The sequence below is a fragment of the Bifidobacterium sp. W8110 genome, assembly GCF_016101375.1.
Classification (GTDB): domain Bacteria; phylum Actinomycetota; class Actinomycetes; order Actinomycetales; family Bifidobacteriaceae; genus Bombiscardovia; species Bombiscardovia asteroides.
Map to the genome: position 1 here is coordinate 208,587 of NZ_JACFQO010000002.1, position 21,365 is coordinate 229,951.

The 21,365-nt window shown below is 56.8% G+C and carries 20 protein-coding genes; 8 read left to right on the forward strand and 12 right to left on the reverse strand.

The annotated features are described in order from the left end of the window. Positions 1 to 13 precede the first annotated feature (13 nt). Positions 14 to 631 carry an RsmD family RNA methyltransferase gene (locus H3T88_RS04030; RefSeq protein ID WP_015021349.1) on the forward strand — a complete coding sequence of 206 codons (618 nt, stop codon included), beginning with the start codon at positions 14 to 16 and terminating at the stop codon, positions 629 to 631. On the opposite strand, the gene H3T88_RS04035 is transcribed toward H3T88_RS04030, so the two are convergent. From H3T88_RS04035 to trmD, 6 genes are all read right to left on the reverse strand, one after another. Further along, complete coding sequence (locus tag H3T88_RS04035; protein ID WP_015021350.1) at positions 613 to 1,455, reverse strand: DeoR/GlpR family DNA-binding transcription regulator; 843 nt, start codon at positions 1,453 to 1,455, stop codon at positions 613 to 615. The two genes, H3T88_RS04030 and H3T88_RS04035, sit on opposite strands and share 19 nt — an antisense overlap. A gap of 184 nt (positions 1,456 to 1,639) precedes the next feature. After that, the gene (locus tag H3T88_RS04040; protein ID WP_198203649.1) at positions 1,640 to 2,620 is read right to left on the reverse strand and encodes an N-acetylglucosamine kinase; all 981 of its coding nucleotides are present in this window, start codon (positions 2,618 to 2,620) and stop codon (positions 1,640 to 1,642) included. Between the two features lie 18 nt (positions 2,621 to 2,638). Further along, positions 2,639 to 3,214, reverse strand: a complete 576-nt coding sequence (locus H3T88_RS04045; RefSeq protein ID WP_198203650.1) for an AAA family ATPase — start codon at positions 3,212 to 3,214, stop codon at positions 2,639 to 2,641. Between the two features lie 7 nt (positions 3,215 to 3,221). Next, positions 3,222 to 4,574 (reverse strand): MFS transporter, encoded by a 1,353-nt coding sequence (locus tag H3T88_RS04050; protein ID WP_099327363.1) that lies wholly within the window; start codon positions 4,572 to 4,574, stop codon positions 3,222 to 3,224. Between the two features lie 123 nt (positions 4,575 to 4,697). Further along, positions 4,698 to 5,360: a bifunctional 4-hydroxy-2-oxoglutarate aldolase/2-dehydro-3-deoxy-phosphogluconate aldolase gene (locus tag H3T88_RS04055; protein WP_015021354.1), complete on the reverse strand. Its 663-nt coding sequence runs from the start codon at positions 5,358 to 5,360 to the stop codon at positions 4,698 to 4,700. Positions 5,361 to 6,486: 1,126 nt separating this feature from the next. Continuing rightward, positions 6,487 to 7,434 (reverse strand): tRNA (guanosine(37)-N1)-methyltransferase TrmD, encoded by a 948-nt coding sequence (trmD, locus tag H3T88_RS04060; RefSeq protein WP_198203651.1) that lies wholly within the window; start codon positions 7,432 to 7,434, stop codon positions 6,487 to 6,489. 281 nt (positions 7,435 to 7,715) lie between these two features. On the opposite strand from trmD, the gene H3T88_RS04065 reads away from it, so the two are divergent. Beyond that, positions 7,716 to 9,119, forward strand: a complete 1,404-nt coding sequence (locus H3T88_RS04065; protein ID WP_198203652.1) for an MFS transporter — start codon at positions 7,716 to 7,718, stop codon at positions 9,117 to 9,119. A gap of 29 nt (positions 9,120 to 9,148) precedes the next feature. Here the strand turns inward: H3T88_RS04065 and H3T88_RS04070 are convergent, their stop codons facing one another. Next, the gene (locus H3T88_RS04070) at positions 9,149 to 10,231 is read right to left on the reverse strand and encodes a YdcF family protein (RefSeq protein WP_015021357.1); all 1,083 of its coding nucleotides are present in this window, start codon (positions 10,229 to 10,231) and stop codon (positions 9,149 to 9,151) included. Between the two features lie 291 nt (positions 10,232 to 10,522). Between H3T88_RS04070 and H3T88_RS04075 the strand changes: the two genes are divergently transcribed. From H3T88_RS04075 to H3T88_RS04085, 3 genes are read left to right on the forward strand one after another with little or no spacing between them, the layout of a single operon-like run. After that, complete coding sequence (locus H3T88_RS04075; protein WP_015021358.1) at positions 10,523 to 11,341, forward strand: (Fe-S)-binding protein; 819 nt, start codon at positions 10,523 to 10,525, stop codon at positions 11,339 to 11,341. Then, positions 11,338 to 12,843, forward strand: a complete 1,506-nt coding sequence (locus H3T88_RS04080; RefSeq protein WP_015021359.1) for a LutB/LldF family L-lactate oxidation iron-sulfur protein — start codon at positions 11,338 to 11,340, stop codon at positions 12,841 to 12,843. Before H3T88_RS04075 ends, H3T88_RS04080 begins: the two co-directional genes overlap by 4 nt. After that, positions 12,840 to 13,544: a LutC/YkgG family protein gene (locus H3T88_RS04085; RefSeq protein WP_015021360.1), complete on the forward strand. Its 705-nt coding sequence runs from the start codon at positions 12,840 to 12,842 to the stop codon at positions 13,542 to 13,544. Before H3T88_RS04080 ends, H3T88_RS04085 begins: the two co-directional genes overlap by 4 nt. A 106-nt stretch (positions 13,545 to 13,650) precedes the next feature. On the opposite strand, the gene rimM is transcribed toward H3T88_RS04085, so the two are convergent. From rimM to ffh, 5 genes are all read right to left on the reverse strand, one after another. Continuing rightward, a complete protein-coding gene (gene rimM, locus H3T88_RS04090) occupies positions 13,651 to 14,256 on the reverse strand; it encodes a ribosome maturation factor RimM (RefSeq protein ID WP_110416829.1) in 606 nt (201 codons plus the stop codon). Further along, a complete protein-coding gene (locus H3T88_RS04095) occupies positions 14,253 to 14,486 on the reverse strand; it encodes an RNA-binding protein (protein ID WP_015021362.1) in 234 nt (77 codons plus the stop codon). The genes rimM and H3T88_RS04095 overlap by 4 nt, the downstream gene beginning before the upstream one ends. Before the next feature lie 35 nt (positions 14,487 to 14,521). After that, entirely contained in the window at positions 14,522 to 14,980 is a 459-nt protein-coding gene (gene rpsP / locus H3T88_RS04100) for a 30S ribosomal protein S16 (protein WP_045923945.1), read from the reverse strand. Positions 14,981 to 15,151: 171 nt separating this feature from the next. Beyond that, positions 15,152 to 16,114 carry an endonuclease/exonuclease/phosphatase family protein gene (locus H3T88_RS04105; protein ID WP_198203653.1) on the reverse strand — a complete coding sequence of 321 codons (963 nt, stop codon included), beginning with the start codon at positions 16,112 to 16,114 and terminating at the stop codon, positions 15,152 to 15,154. A gap of 30 nt (positions 16,115 to 16,144) precedes the next feature. Beyond that, positions 16,145 to 17,761 (reverse strand): signal recognition particle protein, encoded by a 1,617-nt coding sequence (gene ffh / locus H3T88_RS04110; RefSeq protein WP_198203654.1) that lies wholly within the window; start codon positions 17,759 to 17,761, stop codon positions 16,145 to 16,147. A gap of 407 nt (positions 17,762 to 18,168) precedes the next feature. Between ffh and H3T88_RS04115 the strand changes: the two genes are divergently transcribed. From H3T88_RS04115 to H3T88_RS04125, 3 genes are read left to right on the forward strand one after another with little or no spacing between them, the layout of a single operon-like run. Next, on the forward strand, positions 18,169 to 19,479 hold the full coding sequence (locus H3T88_RS04115) for an ABC transporter substrate-binding protein (RefSeq protein WP_198203655.1): 1,311 nt from the start codon (positions 18,169 to 18,171) through the stop codon (positions 19,477 to 19,479). Between the two features lie 31 nt (positions 19,480 to 19,510). After that, complete coding sequence (locus H3T88_RS04120; RefSeq protein ID WP_024627639.1) at positions 19,511 to 20,446, forward strand: carbohydrate ABC transporter permease; 936 nt, start codon at positions 19,511 to 19,513, stop codon at positions 20,444 to 20,446. A gap of 20 nt (positions 20,447 to 20,466) precedes the next feature. Then, complete coding sequence (locus tag H3T88_RS04125) at positions 20,467 to 21,348, forward strand: carbohydrate ABC transporter permease (RefSeq protein WP_198203656.1); 882 nt, start codon at positions 20,467 to 20,469, stop codon at positions 21,346 to 21,348. Positions 21,349 to 21,365: the final 17 nt, after the last annotated feature.

A 21,365-nucleotide genomic window follows, 5' to 3' on the forward strand; every position in this document is an offset into this window, starting at 1 on the left:
GACAACGGACCATATGCACATCATCGCCGGCCGATTCAAGGGATTCCCCATTCCCGCTGCCCTCAAGGGCACCCGGCCTACCACCGATCGGACCAAGGAGGCCATATTCTCCCATCTGGAGGCTCTCGGTGCCTTGGACGGAGCCAAGGTGCTAGACCTATATGCAGGTACTGGAGCTCTAGGGTTTGAAGCCTTGTCACGTGGAGCTTCCTCCCTGGAGTCTGTTGAGTCATCCGGACGTGCCGCTGGGCTTTTGTCCAGATCAGCAGCCAAGCTGGCCCATCATCCCGCTTGGAATTCAGATATGGATATACATGTGAGCAGAATCAAAGTGGAACGCTTTATTAGGCCTTTTGAGACCAGCATGAATACCGATTTCTCCGCCGGTCAGTCATATCCAACGAAAGGACCTTATAACCTTATATTTATGGATCCACCATACGATCTACCTACAGAAGACTGTCAGGAGATTATGAATGGCCTGGTTGAAAGACAATTCGTCAGCTCCAATTCAATAATGGTCCTGGAACGTTCCGGTCGTTCGAATCCCCCCGAGCCGCCTGTTGCCTGGGTTATATCCCAATCCAGGTCCTACGGTGAAACCTCGGTTTACTACATCGAATCAGCCTGAGAAGTTGTTTTCTTTATTTCCCCATCGTTTGGGGCTGCGAGATGGAGTGGGATGCCTGTTTGCATGATTTTCTCAGCGACTGCATTCTCTATCCCTTGGTCTGTGACTATGTGGTCGACTTGATCGAGACTGCATACTTTGGCCAAAGAAATTGAGTTGTATTTGGTTGAATCGGCCAGCAGTATTGTTTGAAAGGCGTTGCCGAGCACAACCTGTTTGAGTTGCGAACGTTCGATGTCAGGCGAAGTCACCCCATATTCAAGAGACCATCCCGGGGTTGACATGAAATAAATGTCGAAATTGATGTTCTGCACTGCGGAGATGGCTATGGGACCGACTGAGCTCATGGTCTGATTGTCGATTTCGCCACCTGTATGAATTAGATGGAAGTCACTGGAAATGAGGTTATTGACGATTATAAGATCGTTCGACACTACTGTCAGGTTCTTTTTGTGCCTTATATAAGGGATCAATTCATAAGTAGTTGTACCAGGGTCCAGATAGATGATCGAATTATCGTTGATAAAGCGTGCGGCGACTTCTGCGATGCCCTTTTTCAAGGATATGTTGATGTTTGATCTATTAGATCGCTTCAAAGGAGCTGGAACCGGTTTTCCGCTTTCGGACAAGGTCACCCCGCCGCGTATAGGAGTAACCTTGCCTTCTTCGATCAACGTCGCAATGTCTCTGCGGACCGTCATATGTGAAACATTGAGTAATTCTGTGAGTTTTTTAATGCTAAGGATGTTTTCATGCGAGAGATAATTGAGTATTTTTTTGTGACGCTCTGCAGGAATCAGCGCTTCACTTTTCTTTTTTCGCATATCTTCAATAATAGGGGTCAGCTTCTATTTATTGTCAACAAAGATACTATTTTGTAAAAAATAGTGATTGTTTGTGATTATCGGGATTGAATTTCATTGCCTTTACGAGGTATTCGGCTGTTTCTAATTCTGAATGTGAGCGATAGAAGTGCCGGAGAGTCTTTATATCCCCGGCACTTTCTGCTTACTTGGTCGCGTGCGCTATCAGGCTGTGCAGGGGATTGTCCGGCTCAATATAGCCAAGTTGCCTGGCTCCGGACAGTGGGTCTCCAATAGGATCGATGATGGTGGCATCAGGCACCATGGAACGAATATACATGGTGAAGTGATTCGAAATGAATCGTGAATTAAATACGCTGCCGCGACCGCTGACTGCAATGTCGGGATATTTATCCACACCCGCTTCTCTTAAAGCTGTATATGCGGATATTGCCAGTTCCTTTGAAGCTTTTGAGCAGATTTCAAAGGCAACGGCATCTTCACCGGCCAGCCTGGTCACGTCTTCAGCCATGCTTCCCAGATGCTTGGTGCTTTGGTCATCCGAATACAGCTTCAAATATATTTTGTCAAGTCGTCCGAAGCGCTCTTCAGCTACCTTAGTTAGCCCAGTCTGCGGTCCGCGACCGTCGTAAGCACGCATGGCCGCTTCCAAGGCGAGCTTGCCCATCCAGCTAGCGGCGCCGGCATTTCCAATCATCCATCCCCAGCCGTCCACACGTTTGGTCAGGTGGGGACCAACCCCACGAGTGACCACGCCGGTTCCGGCGCTGACGACTGCACCATAGCGCTCATGTCCAAGAGCTGCCAGATAACCCGTTACCGAATCATGTGCCATGAAAACTTCTGATATGCCCAAATCCGATACCCCATCCAGGAAGTCCTCTGCGCGGCAGTCTTTGGGAAGACCGGAGGACCCTACGCAGATTGAGCGAATTTTGGTGTCTTTGCCGATGTTCATTGGTTCATTCTGATATCTCGAAAACATGCGGAAAGCATCGTGGGTCCGTTCAATTAGCTGAGGAATCAGAGGATGGCTGTTTTTTATGCCTGGCTTCTCGGGTAGGTCTATTCGCTCCTCGCTGCCATCGGGCTTGGGAATACCAATACAGGCTCTTACTCCGGTTTGACCGGCATCCAAACACAGCACTGCTGCCTTTTTATTCATATTGCTCTCCTTTGAGTTTTAAACGGAATCTGGAAATATGCTAGAAATGAGAGTTTTCGGCTTGGCCTCTGCATCGTTGATGTAGCGAATGAGTTGTGAACCTGCCCATTCCGGTGGCGGGAGCGCGCTACCTTCCCAATACCGATCCCAGTTTTTGAGTTTCCAGGAATCTCTGTTCAGATTTCTGGTTCTCATTCTTTTTTGGAGTTCAGATTTGGTGGTTTCGACGTAGACGACGTAAGACTCCACCTGTTCGGGCCATTTATGTTTCTTTATGACTTTGTCGAGAAACTCTCTATCTTTCAAATATGGTGTGAACGGTGCGTCGAATATGACATCTTGGCCAATTTGAAGGTTGGATGATCCCACTGCCAACAGAGACGAGTATTCGAGTGGCCTGACCACATTGGTGTAGTAATGGCTCTCGTCGCGGGCGAATTCGGGCTCGCCGGCCAGGATCATTATGCGCCTGGTGAATTCGCTCACCATAGTGTCCTTGTCCAGGTAAACAGCTCTGGCTTTATGTGCCATAGCAAGAGCCAGAGTTGTCTTACCCGAACAAGCTCTCCCGAGGATGAAAACGGCCTTGGTCATCGTCGCTTCACTCTCCTGCAACAGACGCTGTGCGACGGTCTTTGACCATAACCCCATAGAAGAAGGCTCCGAGAATCAATGCAATGGCTCCTACAACGAAGACAAGGTTGAAGCTGCCGCCCGTTTTAGTCAGTATGTAGCTGGTTACTATTGGTGCAACAGCAGCTCCTAGGAAGCCACCGAAGTTCTGTATAGATCCCAAAGAGGCAACCTGGTTGCTGTCCGCCACGTCAGCTGCGAGAGTCCAGATGCATCCGATGGGAACTTGGGCTCCGAAGTATCCGATGCAGAGAAGAACCATTGATAGCCCGAAGGAATCAACATACGCGATTGGTGCCACGGCGCAAGCTGAAAGTACGGCTCCGCCAACAATGGGAATTTTCCTCGCGACAATGGGTTTCATTCCTCTTGTGATGAATCTTTTGCTGATCCAACCACCAAAGAGAACGCCAAGGATGCCAAAGATATAGGGAACAGCCGCAGCCCATCCGGTACCCTTTAGAGAAAGACCACGGGCCTTTTCCAGATAGCCGGGAAGCCAGGTTATATAGACCCATACCGTGTAGAAAATCATGAAGCAGCCAATGGTCATATACCAGGTATTGGGCAGTTTCCACAGGGATAGCCACTCCCTGACGGCGTGCTTGCTCTTTGAGGGTGTCTCTGCCTCATTTTCCTCCTCTGAACCCGACATGATGATCTTCTCTTCTGCTTCGGAAGGATCCCGATAGAAGAACCACCAAAGTATGGCAATCACAAGTCCGGCCACGCCTACAATGATGAACATGGTTCTCCAGCTGAAAGCGACCAGAAGGGCGGTCAGCAAGGGCGGGCCGATTGCGTTGCCGATCTGAGAGCCAGTATTGATCACGCTAACGGGCATGGATCTGTCCTTGGCGTTGAACCAATACTGAGCCGCTTTCAGCCCCGCGGCGAAGAAGGGAGCCTCGGCGATACCTAGGAAGACCCTGGCAATGTAGAAGGAAACGAAACTAGAGACGAATCCAGTTAAAACAGCAACGATTGACCACCCGGCAATACATCCCAGAAATACTTTTTTGGGGCCGAACCTATCAATAAGGAAACCTCCTGGTAGGTTGGCCAAGGCGTATGGCCATGAAAATGCCGATAGGAGCAGGCCCATCTGGATGGTTGTGAAGCCTAGCTGGCCCTGAATAGTTGTATTGCCGATGGATAGAGTGGAACGATCAAGATAGTTGATGACGCCGCCCAGGGTGATGATGGCCACCATCCACCATCCGTAGGTTTCGAGTTTCCTGCGTCTTGCTTGAACATCTATTTGCGCGCCGGATGTTTCGTCTGTTGTGAGTGCAGGAGACTGGTGATTTTGGTTTTGCATGCTTTCTTTCACTTCCTTATGAAATTAGCAATGTGGAATTCCCCCGCGGATTCCATCTATTCCTTCATTTGGTGTTGGAACGCTACAGTCATCTGTGATTGCAAGTTCCATACACTTTTATGACTATTGCTGGCTGTTTTGCTCTTCCTTTTTTGCCCTCCAGTCTTTGACTGCGGTGATAATTCGCTTTGTTGCGAGGGAAGCCTCGTCCAAGGATGGCGCGTTGGTGATGTACCCCCCGATACCGGCGCAGACAGCTCCCGCATCAAGCCATTGCCCGATATTGTCCGCATCGACTTTGCCTGTGGGCGAGATTGGTATCTGGGGAAGTGGGGCATGGATGGACTTGACATAAGCGGGTCCCAAGGATTCTGCAGGGAAGAGCTTGACTATGTCCCCGCCCATGGCCAGTACCTTCATCATTTCCGTCGGAGTAAAGGCTCCTCCTATTGACACGCATTGGAACCGTTCAGCCACTTCCATGACTTCAGGAACTGAATATGGGCTCACCAGGAGTTTTGCTCCGTGATCAACAGCCGCAGCGGCGCCATGGTGGTCAATAACTGTCCCTGCTCCAATTAGCACATCCTCCGATGGGTACTTATTTGCTAACTTTTCGATTACTTCTAGTGCATCGGGTGTCCCGTAGGCGATTTCAACTGCTCGCAAGCCACTGTCGATAGCGGTGCTTGCAATCGCATATGCTGACTCCGCAGACGATTTCCGCACAATGAGAAAAGCTCCGACCGCTTCGATGTCAGAAATTCTATGTTGCTTTATATCCATAACAGCTCCTTTACTGTGTGATTACTTGTTAAAGATATCACAATCTTTCACAACACGATACTTTGTTTTCTTAACCTCATACATGAAGGGTGGGCACATTGGAGGAGAGCGGGCGGTCATTTCCATAGCCGTAGCTAATAACGGAGGTTCTGATATCGAAACGGAATATGAGATGTAGCTTTTTGATGTATCGCGGGTAAGGCGATGATCCTAATTTCGATTGAATAGTCAGGTTTCCAGACCTGGTGACATGGCCGTAATAGAGTCTTGGCGGATGTTGATTGGACGCCAGGGGGGGGGGATCGGTATTTGAAAAGGAACACACGCACACTTCTAGAGGTGCTTACGCGGGGGCACAGATAGGGATAGTAGAGTTAAGAAATTATCGTTGTCATAAAGCCGACTTGCGGACTTTATGCAGGTGGGGGGGATATGGTCTGCGAGCAAATGCACCAAGTCCAGGTTGTACCGCTATATCCACTAAAGAGACGACAACTCGCAAGAATGCGATCAAAATATGCAATGATGTCGAAATGATAATAGGCGGCTTGGTTAACGTGTGCATGTATGTGCAGATAACAGTTCTGCACGCCATGATGTTGCAAAGCAAAGAAAAGGAAGCTATCTGACTGAGCAACAATATCTGGAAGGACTTCTTCGACAACGATGCCATAGGGCTCTCTCTAAGGCCTTGACCGCATTGACTTTACGCTGTTCCTAAGGACGGGCATTGTTTTTTACGTTTCACAACGAGTGTCGAGGGAACCCAAAAAAGAACAATTTTAAACATTATTATAGTGTCCTTGACGGAGACCGTCTGCCTTGCTGCCAACAGTTCAAGAGCTGGTAACCGCAATCGGGTACACAGCTGTCTTAGTCTGGCAGATCACCAATTCAAGTTGCGAGGGTACCATCAGCCTTACTAGATAATGATTCTGAGTTGGAAACAGACTGGTACCAGAGTCAGGATGGAAAAAGGGCTAAGACAGCCTAGCAAATATGTTAATTTGTATGTTTTATGCTTCCTGGAACCTCCGGGTAACTTACCTCTCGGATTTTTACCGAAATCATGAACCCGTTAAGACAATTTTTGGGTATGAGTTTGCTGTATCAGCTGAACGTCTTCCTATTCATTCGTACCCTGTCGGACCGGATGGGTTCCAGAAGCTCGCCAACCCAGGTCTTCCAAGAGACGGCGGTCATGCTTATCGAGGGTGGTGCAGTCCAATCGGGCGATCAGGTCGGGACGAATCTGACTGGTTCGTCTGATGGCCTCGTCGCGCCGTAACCGGTCCACCTTTCCGTGGTCGCCGCTGGTCAGTATCTCGGGCACGGCCATGCCACGCCAGGTGGTGGGGCGTGTGTACTGGCGATATTCCAGCAGGGGTTCATCTCCTGTGTAGGACTCTTGCACGATGGATTCAGGATTGCCCATGAAGCCGGGCAGGAGCCGGGTGATGGCCTCCAGCATGACCGAGACGGCCACCTCGCCCCCATTGAGCACGTAGTCGCCAATGGAGTACTCACGAACGTCGACCCCTTGATTCCGGTAGTAGTCGGGGATGCGCGCGTCATAGCCTTCGTAGCGGCCGCAGCCGAATATCAGCCTCTTCGTCCGTGACAGCTCGGTCGCGTCGGCCTGGGTGAACAGAGGCGCGGATGGGTTGGGGAAGATCAGGATTGGTCCGGCCAGGCCCGCCTCGTGGCTGTTCGCAGATGAATCCGCCTCGGCTACTATGCCATCGCTTTTGTCGCCGGAACTCTTCATTGCTTCTTTTTGTTCTTCAGCATCAGCGGTGCCGGCTGTCTGGTCCGTGGACGGCTGTTGCTGAGTCGATTCGTCTGGCATATCCAGCAGGTCGTCCAGGCACTGGCCCCAGACTTCCGGTTTCATGACCATGCCAGCTCCGCCGCCTACCGGGGTATCATCCACGGAGTGGTGCACGTCATGGGTCCAGTCGCGTAGATTGTGGGCGCGTATGGTCACCAGCCCTTTCTCCTGGGCCTTGCCTAGCAGACTGAGTCCAGTTACGCCAAAATACTCGGGGAAGACAGAGACGATATCGATTTGCATGTCACCAACTCTACCCAAGCCTGTTCAGGTCAGGCGTGTGCACGGATTGGTACGCCAGTGGGTGCTACACTAACTGGGTCTTCAAAGGTTGTGGATGTAAACAGGCTCTTCTCGGCATGTGGTTGTCAGCCCGGCGCCACCTTGGAAGATGTCATCAACGCAGCCAGAGAGCTATAACCGTTGCGCAAACAGCAATGAGAGTGGCATCGGATGATGCCATGCCGTACGGATCCGTGGAGATGGCTATGTGAACAGTCTGATGCGTTAGGAGCGGACGGTCCATGGTCGACCATGTTGATAAGAGAACAAAACTGCTGATTACCGGCACTGCCGGGCTCGCTTTCTGCGGGGTCCTTTTGGAGACCTCGCTCAACGTCACTTTTCCGGAGATGACGCAGTACTTCAAAACAGGACTGGGCACAGTCCAATGGCTGACTACCGGCTATCTGCTGGTGGTGGCCTTGACGGTTCTGGCCGCCGCCTGGCTGGAACATTCATTCACGACCCGCGCATTGATTCTGGCCAGCGTGGGAATATTCCTGGGCAGCGACCTGATGTGCATCTTCGCTCCAAGCTTTCCTGTTCTTATGGTGGGGCGCCTCCTGCAAGGCATCAGCACCGGTATCGCTCTTCCCTTGGTGTTTTCGTTGATCATGAAAAAGGTTCCTCTTCACATCCAGGGTCGTTACGTGGGCAGCGCCGGCATGGCTGTGGCCCTGGCACCCTCCCTGGGCCCGACCTTTGGTGGAGCCGTTATCCAGGCCCTGTCCTGGCGGGCCATCTTCCTGATTGTGCTGCCCATCGAGCTGGTCTTCGGAATCATCGCACTCATCTCAGTTGACAAGGAGAGCGCCCATGTCGGCCCCTTCGCATGGCTCCAGTTCCTTCTTCTGGGCGTCTTTCTGACTGGGCTGACCCTGGGGCTGAGCACCCTGGATGTTCATGGCCCTGTTACCTGGCTGTCCTTGTTCATTGGTGTTCTGGCCCTTGCTGCAGGAAGCTGGACCCTTGCGCATCAGCGCACCAGGCTGATCAACATCGCGGTCTTCCGGAACCGTACCTTCACCCTTGCCCTGATTCTCTACTTCCTGGTTCAGTTCGTTCAAATTGGCCTGACATTCATCCTGCCCAACATGGCCCAGTCCGTCCTGGGGGAGACCTCTACCGTGGCTGGCTTGCTTCTGCTGCCGGGAAGCCTGCTCTCCGCCCTCTGCCAGCCCATCACAGGCGGCTACTTGGATGGCCATGGTCTGCGTGGACTGCTGGCGGTGGGAAGCGTCGCCTTCTTCCTCTCGGCCTCAGGCTTCCTGGTCTTCAGCCGACACTTGTCCGTTCCGCTGATGATTCTTCTCTACGCCTGCTACATGGTCGGTCAGGCCTGCGTCTTCAACAACCTGCTTACAGTTGGGCTGCAACATATCCCAGCCAAACTGGTGCCTGACGGTAATGCGCTCTTCAACACCCTTCAGCAGTATTCAGGTGCCGCCTCGACCGGCGTTCTGGCCGCCATAATCACGGGAGTGCCCAAGGCCAGAGGGATTCATGCCGGCGCTCAGGCCTTCCAGTTCGGAGCCGTTTGGGCTTTCGTTTTCGTCTTTCTCATCGTTCTGGTCATCCTTCTGGTGGCCTGGTTCTTGGAGCGCAGCCTGGCCCGTCAGGATAAGGGCGAGGTTCAGGTTGTATGACCTCTGATTCCCTCTGGAAGGCAGTGGTTTTAATTCAGCAGTGAGATGCCGACCCAGGCGGCCCAGCCTAGTGCAAGGACCAGGTAGGGCCACCAGTGCATGCGGGTGATGGCAACGAACTCCCGGATGAAGGCAGTCGGCCAGTAGTAGCCCTTGGTGTGCGAGCCGATTCCATCAGCATTCAGTCCGACCTTGCTGGCGTATTCGCTGGCTCGGAAGACGTGGTAGTCGCTGGTGACCAGGGCCACCCGGTAATGCTCTGGTCCGGTGCCCTTCTCGTAGCGGTTATCCAGAATCTGCTTGGAGTAGCGCAGATTCTCCAGGGTTGTTGTCGACCTGTCCTCCATGATGATGGTCTCGGCTGGTACCCCACAGGAGTTGCGCAAATATTGAGCCATGGCCCTGGCCTCGCTGATGACCTCGTCGGGACCCTGACCGCCGGAGACTACGAAGCGCCCGTTTCGTCCCTGTCGTTTCCAGAGGTCCACAGCCTTGTCCAGTCGTCCCCGGAGCAGAGGCGTGGGCTCTTCGCCGCGCAGGCCTGCTCCGTGGATGATGATGTAATCGTAGCGACGCTTGCGGGGCAGCATCCTGTAAAAGTTGGAATAGAGCAGCAAGGCCAGGAAGGAGAAGAAGAACCAGGTGGCTTCCAGGTCGATCAGCCCGGCCAGCTTCTGCAGCCATGAGGGGGCGCCAAACCCAGCCAGGAGGGGCGAAAGAATCATGTAGGCCACCACGGCCAGTGCCAGCAGTCCGGGCAACAGAGTGGTCAGGGAGACCCCCTCGTGTCGGATGACAATGACCGTGTTGGCCAGCAGGAAGCAGATCACCAGCAGGGGGGCGGCGATGAGAAGGATGATCAGGGGCAGGATCAGCCAGCGCATCCCGAACTGCAGAAGGAGCGCTCCGCCCAGGGTCAGCAGCAGGAGCAGGAACCAGATGGCATTGCGGAACTGTCGTGGTTCTTTGTGCAGGTCCCAGAGGAAGAGCAGACCGAAGATGATGGCGGGTGCATAGAGCAGGAGGAGTTGCAGGTGGTTGGACATGCGCCGATTGCCCCTTTCACGAGAATGGCCGCGCAGGGTCTGACTCCACTGTAGCGAATCGGCCAATCACCTACCATCCTTGACATGCCAAAGATTCCCAGACCGCAGTGGTAGCATAGATGTGGTAAATCTCACACGTTCAAAAGCTGAGGGCGGGCGATTCCCTAGGGTGCGAATTCCAGGTCGAGACCATGATAATGATGGGTCCTTTCAGGATTGCACATCGGTGTCCGCGTGGGCGGGTCGGTCGCAAGGCAGCGATGCCCTGGAAGGATTAGGGGTTCAAGTGATGTTGGGTTTCTCCGCGATCCGGAGATGATTCGGACCTGGGGTACAAGGTTGTAGAGAGGTGCGGTAATGAAAGTAGTGATATTCTCCACCTGCGTGGTGGACCTCATGTTTCCGAACGTGGGGAAGGCCATGGTGGAGGTGCTGGAGCGGTTCGGCTGTGACACCTATCTACCCAAGGAGCAGATCTGCTGCGCCCAGCCCACATTCAACAGCGGGTATGTCAAGGAGAGCATGCAGGTCATGCGCAACGAGGTCGATGCCCTGCTGAGCGTGGATGCCGACTACATCGTGGGTCCGGCAGGCTCCTGCGTGAATATGCTCAAGGAGCTGCCCTTCCATTTGCGGGCCGACCCGGTCTATGCAGCCAAGGCCCAGACCATGGCTGACAAGACCTATGAGTTCTCGCAGTTCCTCTACCGGGTGCTGGGTGTGCTGGATGCCGGCGCCGAACTCGACGCTGTGGCCACCTACCACCGCTCATGCCACATGACCCGGCTGCTGGGGGAGCGGACCAGCCCCTTCGTTCTGCTGGACCATGTCAAGGGACTGACCATGGTCCCCCTGCCCCACATCGAGAACTGCTGCGGATTCGGCGGCATGTTCTCCATGAAGGAGCCCGAGATCTCCAAGCAGATGGTCGATGAGAAGGTAAACGACGTGCTCAGCACCAAGGCCAGCGTCCTCATCTCCTGCGATCCGGGCTGCCTGATGAACATCGGCGGTCGTTTCAACCGGCGTGGCGAGAAGATCACCATCATGCACCTGGCTGAGGTGCTCAATCACAACGTGGACATGAGTCGCGTCAAGTATGTGGAAGGCCGCTCTGCTGGCGATGGGGCCGTGGGCTCCGACAGGGCTGCCAAGAAAGAGGGGGCTCTGGTATGAGCAGCATGGTCAACGGCAAGAAGGCCGCGCAATATCTGAGGACCAGCAAGGCTCCCTTCCTGACCAGGGTCAAAGAGTCCGAACAGGATAAATTCGCCCAACAGGCCGTTGCCAAGGCTCAGGATGCGCAGTGGGTCAAGCGGGAGGCCGCCCGTCAGGAACTGGGCAACTGGGAACAATGGCGCGACCTTGGAGAGCAGATTCGACAGCACGTCATCCGTTATCTGCCTGACTACCTGGAGGAGTTCGCCGATAACGTGGAGAAGCGCGGCGGCCATGTCTTCTTCGCTCAGACCGACGATGAGGCTGCCCAGTACATCAAGCAGATCGCCATAGAAAAGAAGGCCAAGCACGTCGTCAAGAGCAAGTCCATGGTGACCAGCGAGATCAACCTGGACCCCACGCTGATGACTGTGCCCGGTCTGGAGGTGCTTGAGACCGACCTGGCCGAGTTCATCCTGGAGGAGGATGACTGGGATCAGCCCACACATCTGGTCTTCCCCGCCCTGCACAAGAATCGCGAGCAGGTTCGTCAGGTTTTCGAGAAGAAGCTGGGTTACAAGGGCGACAACGACCCTCAGCACATGGCTCGGTTCTCCCGCAAGGTTCTGCGTAAGCACTTCCTCGAGGCTGACATGGGCATCACCGGTTGCAACTTCGCTGTGGCTGACACGGGCATGATCAACCTGGTGACCAACGAGGGCAACGCCGACCTGGCCATGTGCATCCCCAAGACCCAGGTTGTGGTCATGGGTATGGAGCGCCTGGTGCCGACCATGAAGGAGGCCGAGACCATGGACAACATGTTGGCCCGGTCCGCTGTCGGCCAGAAGCTGACATCCTACCTGACCTACACTGCGCCACGCACCGGCCAGGAGTCGGACGGACCGGACGATGTCTATGTGGTCATTCTGGACAACGGGCGCTCAAACGCCCTGGGAACGGTCTTCGAGCCCATCCTCCAGTGCATCCGTTGCGCCTCCTGCCTGAATGTCTGCCCCATTTACCGGCACATCGGCGGTCACGGCTACGGATCCATCTATCCGGGTCCGGTGGGTTCGGTGCTCTCGCCGGTGCTGGACGGTGGCTACGACGACTTCGGAGATCTGCCCTACGCCTGCAGTCTGTGCGCAGCATGCACGGCCACCTGTCCGGTCAAGATTCCCCTGCATCAGCTCATGATTGAGCACAGGCGGATCATGATGGACGACCAGTCCAAGGCCAATCTGATTGACGACACGGTCATGAGGGTCATGGGTCTGGGAACCGGCCACTCCTCGCTCTTCCGCACTGCCCTGGGGCTGGATCACACCATGCTGACGCCCATATCCAAGAAGCAGCCGGAGACGGCCAAGAACCTCTTTGCCAGTGACCGGCATGTGGAATGGATGCCTTTCGTCTTCGGCGGATGGACCAAGGTGCGTGATCTGCCGGATCCGCCCAAGCACGGGCAGAACTTCCGCAGTTGGTTCGCTCATCACAAGAAGGAGCAGCAGGCATGACCGATCGTGAGGTATTCCTGGACTATCTGGCCAAGAAGAGCGGACGGCCCCGCCACCAGCTCAAAGATCATCCTCTGGTGCCGGTCAACGATTTACCGGAGACCACCCTGTCTGGCCACACCCAGGATGAGCTGCTGGAGATCGCCCGGAAGAGCAGCGAGGCTGTCCATGTGGACTTCCGCACCTGCACCAAGGCTGAGCTTCCCACTGCCCTGAATGAGTTCATCGATTCGCGCAAGGACGACAGCGACCATGTAATGCTGCCCACTTCCGACTTGTTCGCAGACTTCGGACTGGAGGAGTGGAGGGATGGCCTGAACCCGCCTGCCACTTTCTGGAAGCCGGGGGCCAGCCGCGAGGAGAACATCAAGACCGCCGACGAGTCAGGTACGGCCATCGCCTTTGCGGACTTCCTGCTGGCTGAGTCAGGCACCATCACCGTGGCTACCACCCCGGGTCAGGGTCGTGCCTTCCACTTCCTGCCGGTGCACTATCTGAGCATCATTCGCAAGTCCAAGATCCTACCCCGAACCCGGCAGGCCATGGACTACTATGATCCGGCCCTGGTCTCAGGCGAGCTCAAGACCTCCAACATCAACTTCATCACCGGCCCCTCCAACACCGGCGACATCGAGATGGTGATTGTGGTGGGCGTGCATGGCCCCCTGGATATGACCTATCTGGTGGTCGAAGACATGTAGCTCAACAAGATTTCCTGCTTAGGCAGGCGCATTTCCCGTAAGTGGGGAGTCAGCGGCTCGAAGATGGACGCTGACTCCCCACTTACGGTTTTGCTAAAAGATGGGTTCAGTCCAGTCCGGGCAGAAGTCCCCCAGGCGGATCGATGGCCACATACCCGTTCTCAATGTCAACCCGGGGCACCAAGGCTTCGACGAAAGGTATCAGCCCTTCCGCCTCCTCGTCGCTCTCTTTGGTGGTCATGCGGATCTGCAGCTGCTGCTGGGCTACACCGTCCAGCACGTCGCTGACTTGGCCGACCACTCGTCCGGATGGTTCACCCAGAGAGTTGCCCGGGGCCATGCGAACCTCAAGTCCAATCAGATCCTCGGGATACCAGGCATCCTCCTGCGCCAGCTCCTCGGCTGGATCAGCCTGGACATATAGTTCGAGGCCGTTCAGTGCTTCGGAGGCGTTCCTGTCTTCCACTCCTTTGAAGAGGACGATCCAACGCTGTTTGAAGCGGCGGGAGGAGACGACTGTGAAAACCTGTTCGTCCTTGGTCTGCAACCGGGAGCCGGGGGCGAAGCGCCGCTCGGGCTCGTCGGTGTAGGCATATACGTTGACCTCGCCCTTGAGTCCTTGGGCGCGGCCGATACGGCAGACCCTCAGCAACCTTCGTTGCTGAGGGTCCGGACCCTGCGGGTCGTGATTGGTGGACCGGCTGGGGCTCACCGGCGCACGTCCATGATGTCGACGCGCACCTTGTGGTCGGCCAGCGCTTGGATCACGGTGCGGATGGCGTTGGCGGTCCTGCCGCCCCTGCCGATCACGCGGCCGATGTCCTCGGGGTTGACCCGCACCCGCAACAGTTCTCCGCGAGAGTTCTCGTGGGACTTGACCGACACGTCATCGGGAAAGTCCACGATGTTCCTGATCAGGTGCTCAACGGCCTGTGCAAGCATGATAGCCGGTCCTTCCAATCCTTGATGAATGTGCCTTACTCAGCTGCCTGCTCGGCCTGGGCGGCATCTGCCGACTCATCGGCCTTGGGGGCTTCCTTCTCCGCCTGGGCCTTGGCCTTGGCGTCAGCCTCGGACTTGGCAGCCTTGAGCTTCTGAGCTTCGTTCTGTGCCTGCTCGATGCGGGCCTGGGCATCGATCTCGGCCTGGGGCACCTTCAGAGTGCCTTCCTTGCCGGGCAGATCCTTGAACTTCTGCCAGTCACCGGTGATCTTCAGAAGGTTGAAGACAGGGTCACTTGGCTGAGCGCCTACACCCAGCCAGTACTGGGCGCGCTCGGAGTCGATCTTGATTGAAGAGGGCTGGGTGTTGGGATCGTAGGTGCCGATCTCCTCAATGACCTTGCCATCGCGCTTCTTGCGGGAATCGACCACGACCACGCGGTAGAAGGGGTAGAACTTCTTGCCCATTCTCTTCAGACGAATTCTGGTTGCCAAAACGGCTCTCCTTGGTACTTGGTGTGCCCGGCGGCGTCTCCATGTGGGGCATGGTGGCGCTCCTGGCGTGTTCCTCACGACCGTCGGAATGAGAGGGCTCCTCCGGACATGAATAACAGCAAAAGTATACCTCACCCTTGGGATATGGCGGGTGGCGAGGCTGCATGGTGTTCAGAGCCGACGCGGCAGAGCCAGATGGGCCACTAGAGCTCGGTGGTCGCTGCCTAAAATTCGGAGGGCACGCATGGATTGTGGGACCAGGTTGCCGTCCGTCAGAATATGGTCGATTTCGATCAACGAGGGCAGCGCGCTTGCCGAGGGGAAAGTCAGGTGGCTGCCGGCTTTCAGGTGCAAAGAAGCGTCATGCAGCCCGGATTCGGCCAGCATAGCGCGGAAGGTCGGATGCTGCAGGGTGGCGTTGCAATCGCCCATGATGATGGTGGGCACGGGCGGATGGGTCAGCCTGGCCAGGGCAGCGATGCCCATGCCCCACTGTCTGGCGCCTCGTTGGGGTGATTTGGGATGGACGCTGGCCACTCGGATCGGTCCGGAGCTGGTCTTGAGCTCGACCAGGGGTACTGCGGCTGCCGGAAGGTCGAGAGCCGAAGGCGAGGCTTTAACGGGTTGACGGGCCGAGAAGATAACGTTGTAGCCGCCGTTGTCGTCAGGGCTCGCAGTCCCCTGTGTCAGATAGGGCAGGAGCTGATTCAGGCCTGCAGCCTGAAGTGATTCCAGCAGCTTCCCCTTTACCTCTTGCAGGGCCAGAACCTCTACTCCGTAGGCGCGCACGCAACGTACGATTTCCTCAGGATCGGCCCTGCCGAAGCGGCAGTTCAGAGTCATGACGCTCAGCCCATGGCCAGAAGATGATTGACTGGTCCGGTCTGCTGGAGGTAGTCGGTAGCGCAGGCGCTGGCAGCTGACCAGAGTAAGTTCAATCAGCGCCAGCAGGCATTGGGGCCATGCGCCTGCGACGACCGTCCATATCAACATGACCAACAGGGGAGCGGTCAGCAGGTCGATCAGAGCGATCAGCTCTACCAGAGGGCGGTGCCGGTCAGCTCCGGCAGGCAGGAAGCGCAGTGCCATCCACAAGGCGATGAGCCCCAGGAGAATCCAGAGAAGGGTGTTCACGTGCCATTGTCTCCTGCAGGAGGGAGGGGGTTATCGGCCGCCGAAGAGACCGCCCAGTCCGCCGCCCAGGTTGGGGGGCAGGTCCGGCAGGCCCTCGGGCATCTGCGGAGTCTCGGGGCGCTTGGCGAAGGCCGAGCCGCCGGAGGATTTGCCCTTGCCGGAGAGGCGCTCGCGTAAAGCCCTCTCTTCGGCCTCCCGCTTCATGGGATTGCCTGAGCGGGAACCCTTGCGGCCTTTCTTGCCCTTTTTGCCCTTCTTGCCGCTGCCAGCGCCCATGCCGCCCATGCCGGGGATCGAGCGGCTGCCATTGGTCATCCGCTTCATCATCTTGGCAGCCTGCTCGAACCGCTGTAGCAGGCCGTTGACTGCAGAGACCGTAGTGCCGGCGCCATAGGCGATCCGGGCCCGTCGTGAGCCGTCGATGATGCTGGGGTCGCGTCGTTCCTGGGGAGTCATCGACTGGATGATGGCCTGGGTCCGGTCCACCTCCTTTTCATCGAACTGCTCAAGCTCCTTGCGATGCTGGGCCATGCCTGGGATCATACCCAGGATGCTCTTGAAGGAGCCCAGCTTGCGAACCTGCTGGAGCTGCTCCAGAAAGTCGTCCAGGCCGAAGCTGCCCTCGGACATCTTCCCGGCGGCCTTGCGGGCCTCCTCCTCGTCGAACTGGCGTTGGGCCTGCTCGATCAGGGTCAGGATGTCGCCCATGTCCAGAATGCGGGAGGCCATCCGGTCAGGGTGGAAGACCTCGAAGTCCTTGAGGCCCTCGCCGTTGGAGTCGAAGAGAATGGGCTTGCCTGTCACTGAAGCCACCGACAGGGCCGCGCCGCCGCGGGCGTCGCCGTCTAGCTTGGACAGGACCACGCCGGTGAAGTCCACGCCCTGGTCGAAGGCCTTGGCTGTGGCGACCGCGTCCTGACCGATCATGGCATCGATGACGAAGAGGATCTCGTCCGGATGGACGGCGTCGCGGATATTGCGGGCCTGTTCCATCAGCTCCTGATCCACACCCAGCCGTCCGGCCGTATCAATGATGACCACGTCGTAGAGCTTGTCCTTGGCCACCTTGATCGAATCGGCTGCCACCTTGACCGGATCGCCCGTGACCTGTCCTGGGGCCGCCAGCTCGGATCCGCTGGTCTGCACGCCTGGCTCGGGTGCGTATACCGGCACTTCGGCGCGTTCACCGACTACCTGGAGCTGGGTGACCGCGTTGGGCCGCTGGAGGTCGGCAGCCACAAGCAGGGGGGTATGGCCGGCATCCTTGAGCCAGTAGCCCAGCTTGCCGGCCAGCGTGGTCTTGCCTGCACCCTGCAGCCCGGCCAGCATGATGACTGTGGGCGGGTTCTTGGCGAAATTGAGTGGTCGATCCACTCCTGCGCCCAGGATGCTGGTCAGTTCGTCGTAGACTATGGAGACCACCTGTTGGGCCGGGTTCAGAGCCTTGGAGACCTCCTCGCCCAGGGCGCGTTCCCGGATGCGTCCGGTGAAGGAGCGCACCACGTCCAGGGAGACATCAGCATCCAGAAGGGCGCGCCGGATCTCACGGATTGTGCCGTCGATGTCGGCCTCGGTCAGTTTCCCCTTGGAACGCAGATGGGTGAAGGCCTGGGAGAGCCGATCGGTCAAAGATGAAAATGCTGCCATAATGTCCCAAGTCTACCTGTCAGCCGGGAGATTGGCTCTGGTTTCAGCAAGGCCTGTGCCCTGAGCCGACCAACCGTAGGCAGTTGCGGAAAATTCGATACTGCTGGGCAAACGGCTGTACTGCTTTTGGTGTGAGTAGTTCGGCAATAATGACTGAACATGGGCGTGGGGATTATTGCTCGGGGAGTGAGAGAGTTTGTGAGGCTTGATAAGAGAAGACATGAGCCTTATATTGTGTTCTCTTGACATGACCCATGACAAGCTTCTATACTAAATCGAAACGATTCGACATCTCGGGTGCATCGACGGAGATGGTCAGTGCCCTGCAATCCGCCCGAAGTCGAAACCTTTCGACACGTTGAATCGCGGTAGATGGATGCAAGGATGCAAGGAAGTTAGGAGCCATCATGAAGATCAGAAGAGGGATCGGAGCGGCCTTGGCCTTGGCCATGTCGATCCTGCCGCTGGCGGCCTGCGGATCGGGGGGCGATGCTCCCCAGGAAGCCCATCCGTCCAGCATCAAGATCTGGTACTACGAAGAGCCCAGCAGCGGACAGGCCCGGGGCTGGCTGAAGGCTGCCGATATCTTTACCCGGCAGACGGGCATCAAGGTGGACTTCGAGGTCAAGTCTTTCACGCAGATCGCCCAGAATGGCAGCCAGTTCCTCAACTCGGACGACGCTCCGGACGTCATGGAGTCCAATCGCGGCAACGGCTCGGCTGGGGTCCTGTCCACCCTGCAGCTGCTGACCGACCTGAAGCCCTATGTGCAGAAGTACGGCTGGGACAAGAAGGTGCGCGGCCAGGCAGCAGCAGTGGGCAAGTACGACAAACGCGGCGTCATGGACGGGGATACCTGGTACGGGGTTTCCTCCTACGCGGAGATGCAGCGCGTCTACTACAACAAGGACCTCTTCGCCAAGTACAAGATCCCCATCCCGCAAACCTTTGACCAGTTCGTGGCAGCCCTCAAGGCCTTCAAGAGTCATGGGGTCACGCCCATAGCGGCCGATGCCCAGGAATACGGGGTGCTGTGGCTCTGGTGGCAGCTGGCCATGACCAAGGCCGATGCCCGATTCGTCGATGACTGGCAGCTCTACAAGCATCCAGTCAACTGGCGCAGCAAGCCGCTGACCTTCGCCACCAACACCATCCGCGACTGGATCGACAAGGGATACATTTCCAAGAACGCCACCGGCATGAAGGCCGAAGACACGACCACGGCCTTCATCAAGGGGACCTATCCCATCTACCAGACCGGTACCTGGAATCAGACCCGCTTCATGGAGCAGGTCAAGGCCTTCGACTGGACGGCATCCATCTTCCCAGGGGCCAGGATGGTCGAGGGTTGTGCGGGCAACCTGCTGGTCATTCCGCAGAAGTCCCGGCGCAAGGATGCCGCAGCCCGTTATATCAACGTGGTCCTGTCCAAGGAGGTTCAGAACTACATCGGCAACAAGGGCGGCGTGCCAGTGGCGGCTGATACGGACGCCATCACCGACCCCAAGAGCCGTGACCTGGTCAACGAATACACCAAAGCCTCGGACGCAAGCCGGATGAGCTACTACCCCGACTACCCTGCGCCCAACCTGACCGACGCCATGCCGGCCGCCTTCCAAGAGCTGGTCAACGGCACCAAGAGCCCCGACCAGGTTCTGGACACCCTGCATAAGAACTACGACGACGGCGTCGCCCAGCTCGATCTGGATGACGACTGAGTTGCGTCAATCCGCCAAGGAGAGTAGAAGCATGTCTGACACACATAGCAGGAAGAAGGCGCAGTCCCGCATACCGGGCAGTGCGCCCTCGCGGTTCGTCCCTTATCTGATCCCCGGTCTGATAGGCATCGTGGCCATCGTCATCGTGCCCATCTTCTGGAACATCTACCTGAGCTTCACCCGTTGGAGGGGGGTGGGGCCGACCAAATGGGTGGGTCTGCGCAACTGGCGACGACTCATGGGCGACTCGACCTTCTGGGTCTCCTTCGGGCACACCCTCTGGATCATCGTGGCCATCGTCATCATTCCCACGGTTCTGGGTCTGCTGATCTCCTCGGCCCTGACCGATGTGATCCAGAAGAAGTTCGGCCCCCACACCTCTTCGACCCTGCGGGCCCTCTATTACCTGCCCCAGGTCCTGCCTGTGGCCGTGGCCACCATCATCATGGGCTGGATCTTCCGGCCTGAAGACGGAGCGGTCAACGACCTGCTGACCAAGATCGGCCTGGGTGGCCTGGCCCATAACTGGCTGGGTTCGACCACCACAGCCCTGCCCATCCTCATGGTTATCCTGATCTGGATCCAGCTGGGCTATCCCATCGTCATCTTCATGTCCGGACTGCAGCGGGTGGATCCCGAGCTCTACGAGGCGGCCAGCCTGGACGGGGCCAACTGGTGGCAGAAGTTCCGCGTCATTACCCTGCCCTCCATCATTCCCGAGCTGCTGGTGGTCATCCTTACCTCCACCATCGGCGCCCTGAAGACCTTCGCTCCGGTCTATCTGCTGACCAAGGGCGGGCCCGGCACCTCCACCATGGTCCCCTCCTACTACTCCTACAACCAGTTCTTCCAGGTGCAGCAGGTGGGCTACGGCGCCGCAATCTCGACATCCCTGACCGTGGTCATCGTCATCTTCTCCATCGTCTTCACCATCGTGCAGAAGCGCGTGCAAAAGAGCATCGCCTGAGGAAGGCTAGGAAGCACATCATGAATAATCAAGCTACACTGCAAGCCGACGCCCGGGTGTCCTCCCGGCACGCCCGTAGAATCCGCACCTGGGGGAACTGGGCCGGTCTGATTCTGTTGGTCGCCGGAGCCCTGGTCATGCTCTTCCCACTGCTGATCCTGGTCCTGAATGCCTTCAAGACCACGGCTGACTACAACGCCACGGGCCCCCTGTCCGTGCCCGCCCACTTCAGCATGGACGGCATCATCTCCTTCTGGAACAAGAGCAATTTCCCGCTCAAACTGGGCAACTCCCTGCTGATTTCCCTGGTGGTTGCCGTGGTCGGGGTCCTGCTTTCGGTCCTTAACTCCTTCGCCCTGGGCATCGGCAGGGTCAAGGGTAACACGGTCATCCTCCTGTTCATCATGCTGGCCAACATGGTTCCCCAGGAGGCCCTGCTTTACCCGCTCTACGTCATGTTCAAGTGGATGGGCTTCTATAACTCCCAGTGGTCCATCATCATCATCTTCACCATCATCCAGAGCGCCTACGGCACCTACCTGCTTTCCTCGGTCTACGGGACCTTCCCCCAGGCCATCCTTGAGGCGGCCACCGTCGACGGGGCCTCGCGCTGGCAGATTCTGCGCAAGATCGTACTGCCTGTGTCCTGGTCGACCATTAGCGTCCTCTTCGTCTTCTTCTTCATCTGGACCTGGAATGAGTACATGATCCCCATGGCCTTCCTGATGAGCGAGAAGACGCAGACCATTCCACTGGCCTTGGCCACCATGCAGGGGCAGCACACCATGGCTGCCACCGATCTGGCCTCCGCCTCCCTGCTCAGCATCATTCCCACCATCATCTTCTTCATCTTCTTCCAGAGGAAGCTCTCGCAGGGAATAGTGGCGGGCGCTGTCAAGTAACCGCCGCTGCACAAGTA

Coding starts and splice junctions, on each gene's coding strand:
- H3T88_RS04055 (WP_015021354.1), bottom strand. CDS start 5,360: ATGGATATAAAGCAACATAGAATTTCTGACATCGAAGCGGTCGGAGCT.
- H3T88_RS04080 (WP_015021359.1), top strand. CDS start 11,338: ATGAGCAGCATGGTCAACGGCAAGAAGGCCGCGCAATATCTGAGGACC.
- ffh (WP_198203654.1), bottom strand. CDS start 17,761: ATGGCAGCATTTTCATCTTTGACCGATCGGCTCTCCCAGGCCTTCACC.
- H3T88_RS04045 (WP_198203650.1), bottom strand. CDS start 3,214: ATGACCAAGGCCGTTTTCATCCTCGGGAGAGCTTGTTCGGGTAAGACA.
- H3T88_RS04075 (WP_015021358.1), top strand. CDS start 10,523: ATGAAAGTAGTGATATTCTCCACCTGCGTGGTGGACCTCATGTTTCCG.
- H3T88_RS04115 (WP_198203655.1), top strand. CDS start 18,169: ATGAAGATCAGAAGAGGGATCGGAGCGGCCTTGGCCTTGGCCATGTCG.
- H3T88_RS04065 (WP_198203652.1), top strand. CDS start 7,716: ATGGTCGACCATGTTGATAAGAGAACAAAACTGCTGATTACCGGCACT.
- H3T88_RS04030 (WP_015021349.1), top strand. CDS start 14: ATGCACATCATCGCCGGCCGATTCAAGGGATTCCCCATTCCCGCTGCC.
- H3T88_RS04035 (WP_015021350.1), bottom strand. CDS start 1,455: ATGCGAAAAAAGAAAAGTGAAGCGCTGATTCCTGCAGAGCGTCACAAA.
- H3T88_RS04095 (WP_015021362.1), bottom strand. CDS start 14,486: ATGCTTGCACAGGCCGTTGAGCACCTGATCAGGAACATCGTGGACTTT.
- trmD (WP_198203651.1), bottom strand. CDS start 7,434: ATGCAAATCGATATCGTCTCTGTCTTCCCCGAGTATTTTGGCGTAACT.
- H3T88_RS04040 (WP_198203649.1), bottom strand. CDS start 2,620: ATGAATAAAAAGGCAGCAGTGCTGTGTTTGGATGCCGGTCAAACCGGA.
- H3T88_RS04085 (WP_015021360.1), top strand. CDS start 12,840: ATGACCGATCGTGAGGTATTCCTGGACTATCTGGCCAAGAAGAGCGGA.
- H3T88_RS04120 (WP_024627639.1), top strand. CDS start 19,511: ATGTCTGACACACATAGCAGGAAGAAGGCGCAGTCCCGCATACCGGGC.
- H3T88_RS04050 (WP_099327363.1), bottom strand. CDS start 4,574: ATGCAAAACCAAAATCACCAGTCTCCTGCACTCACAACAGACGAAACA.
- H3T88_RS04125 (WP_198203656.1), top strand. CDS start 20,467: ATGAATAATCAAGCTACACTGCAAGCCGACGCCCGGGTGTCCTCCCGG.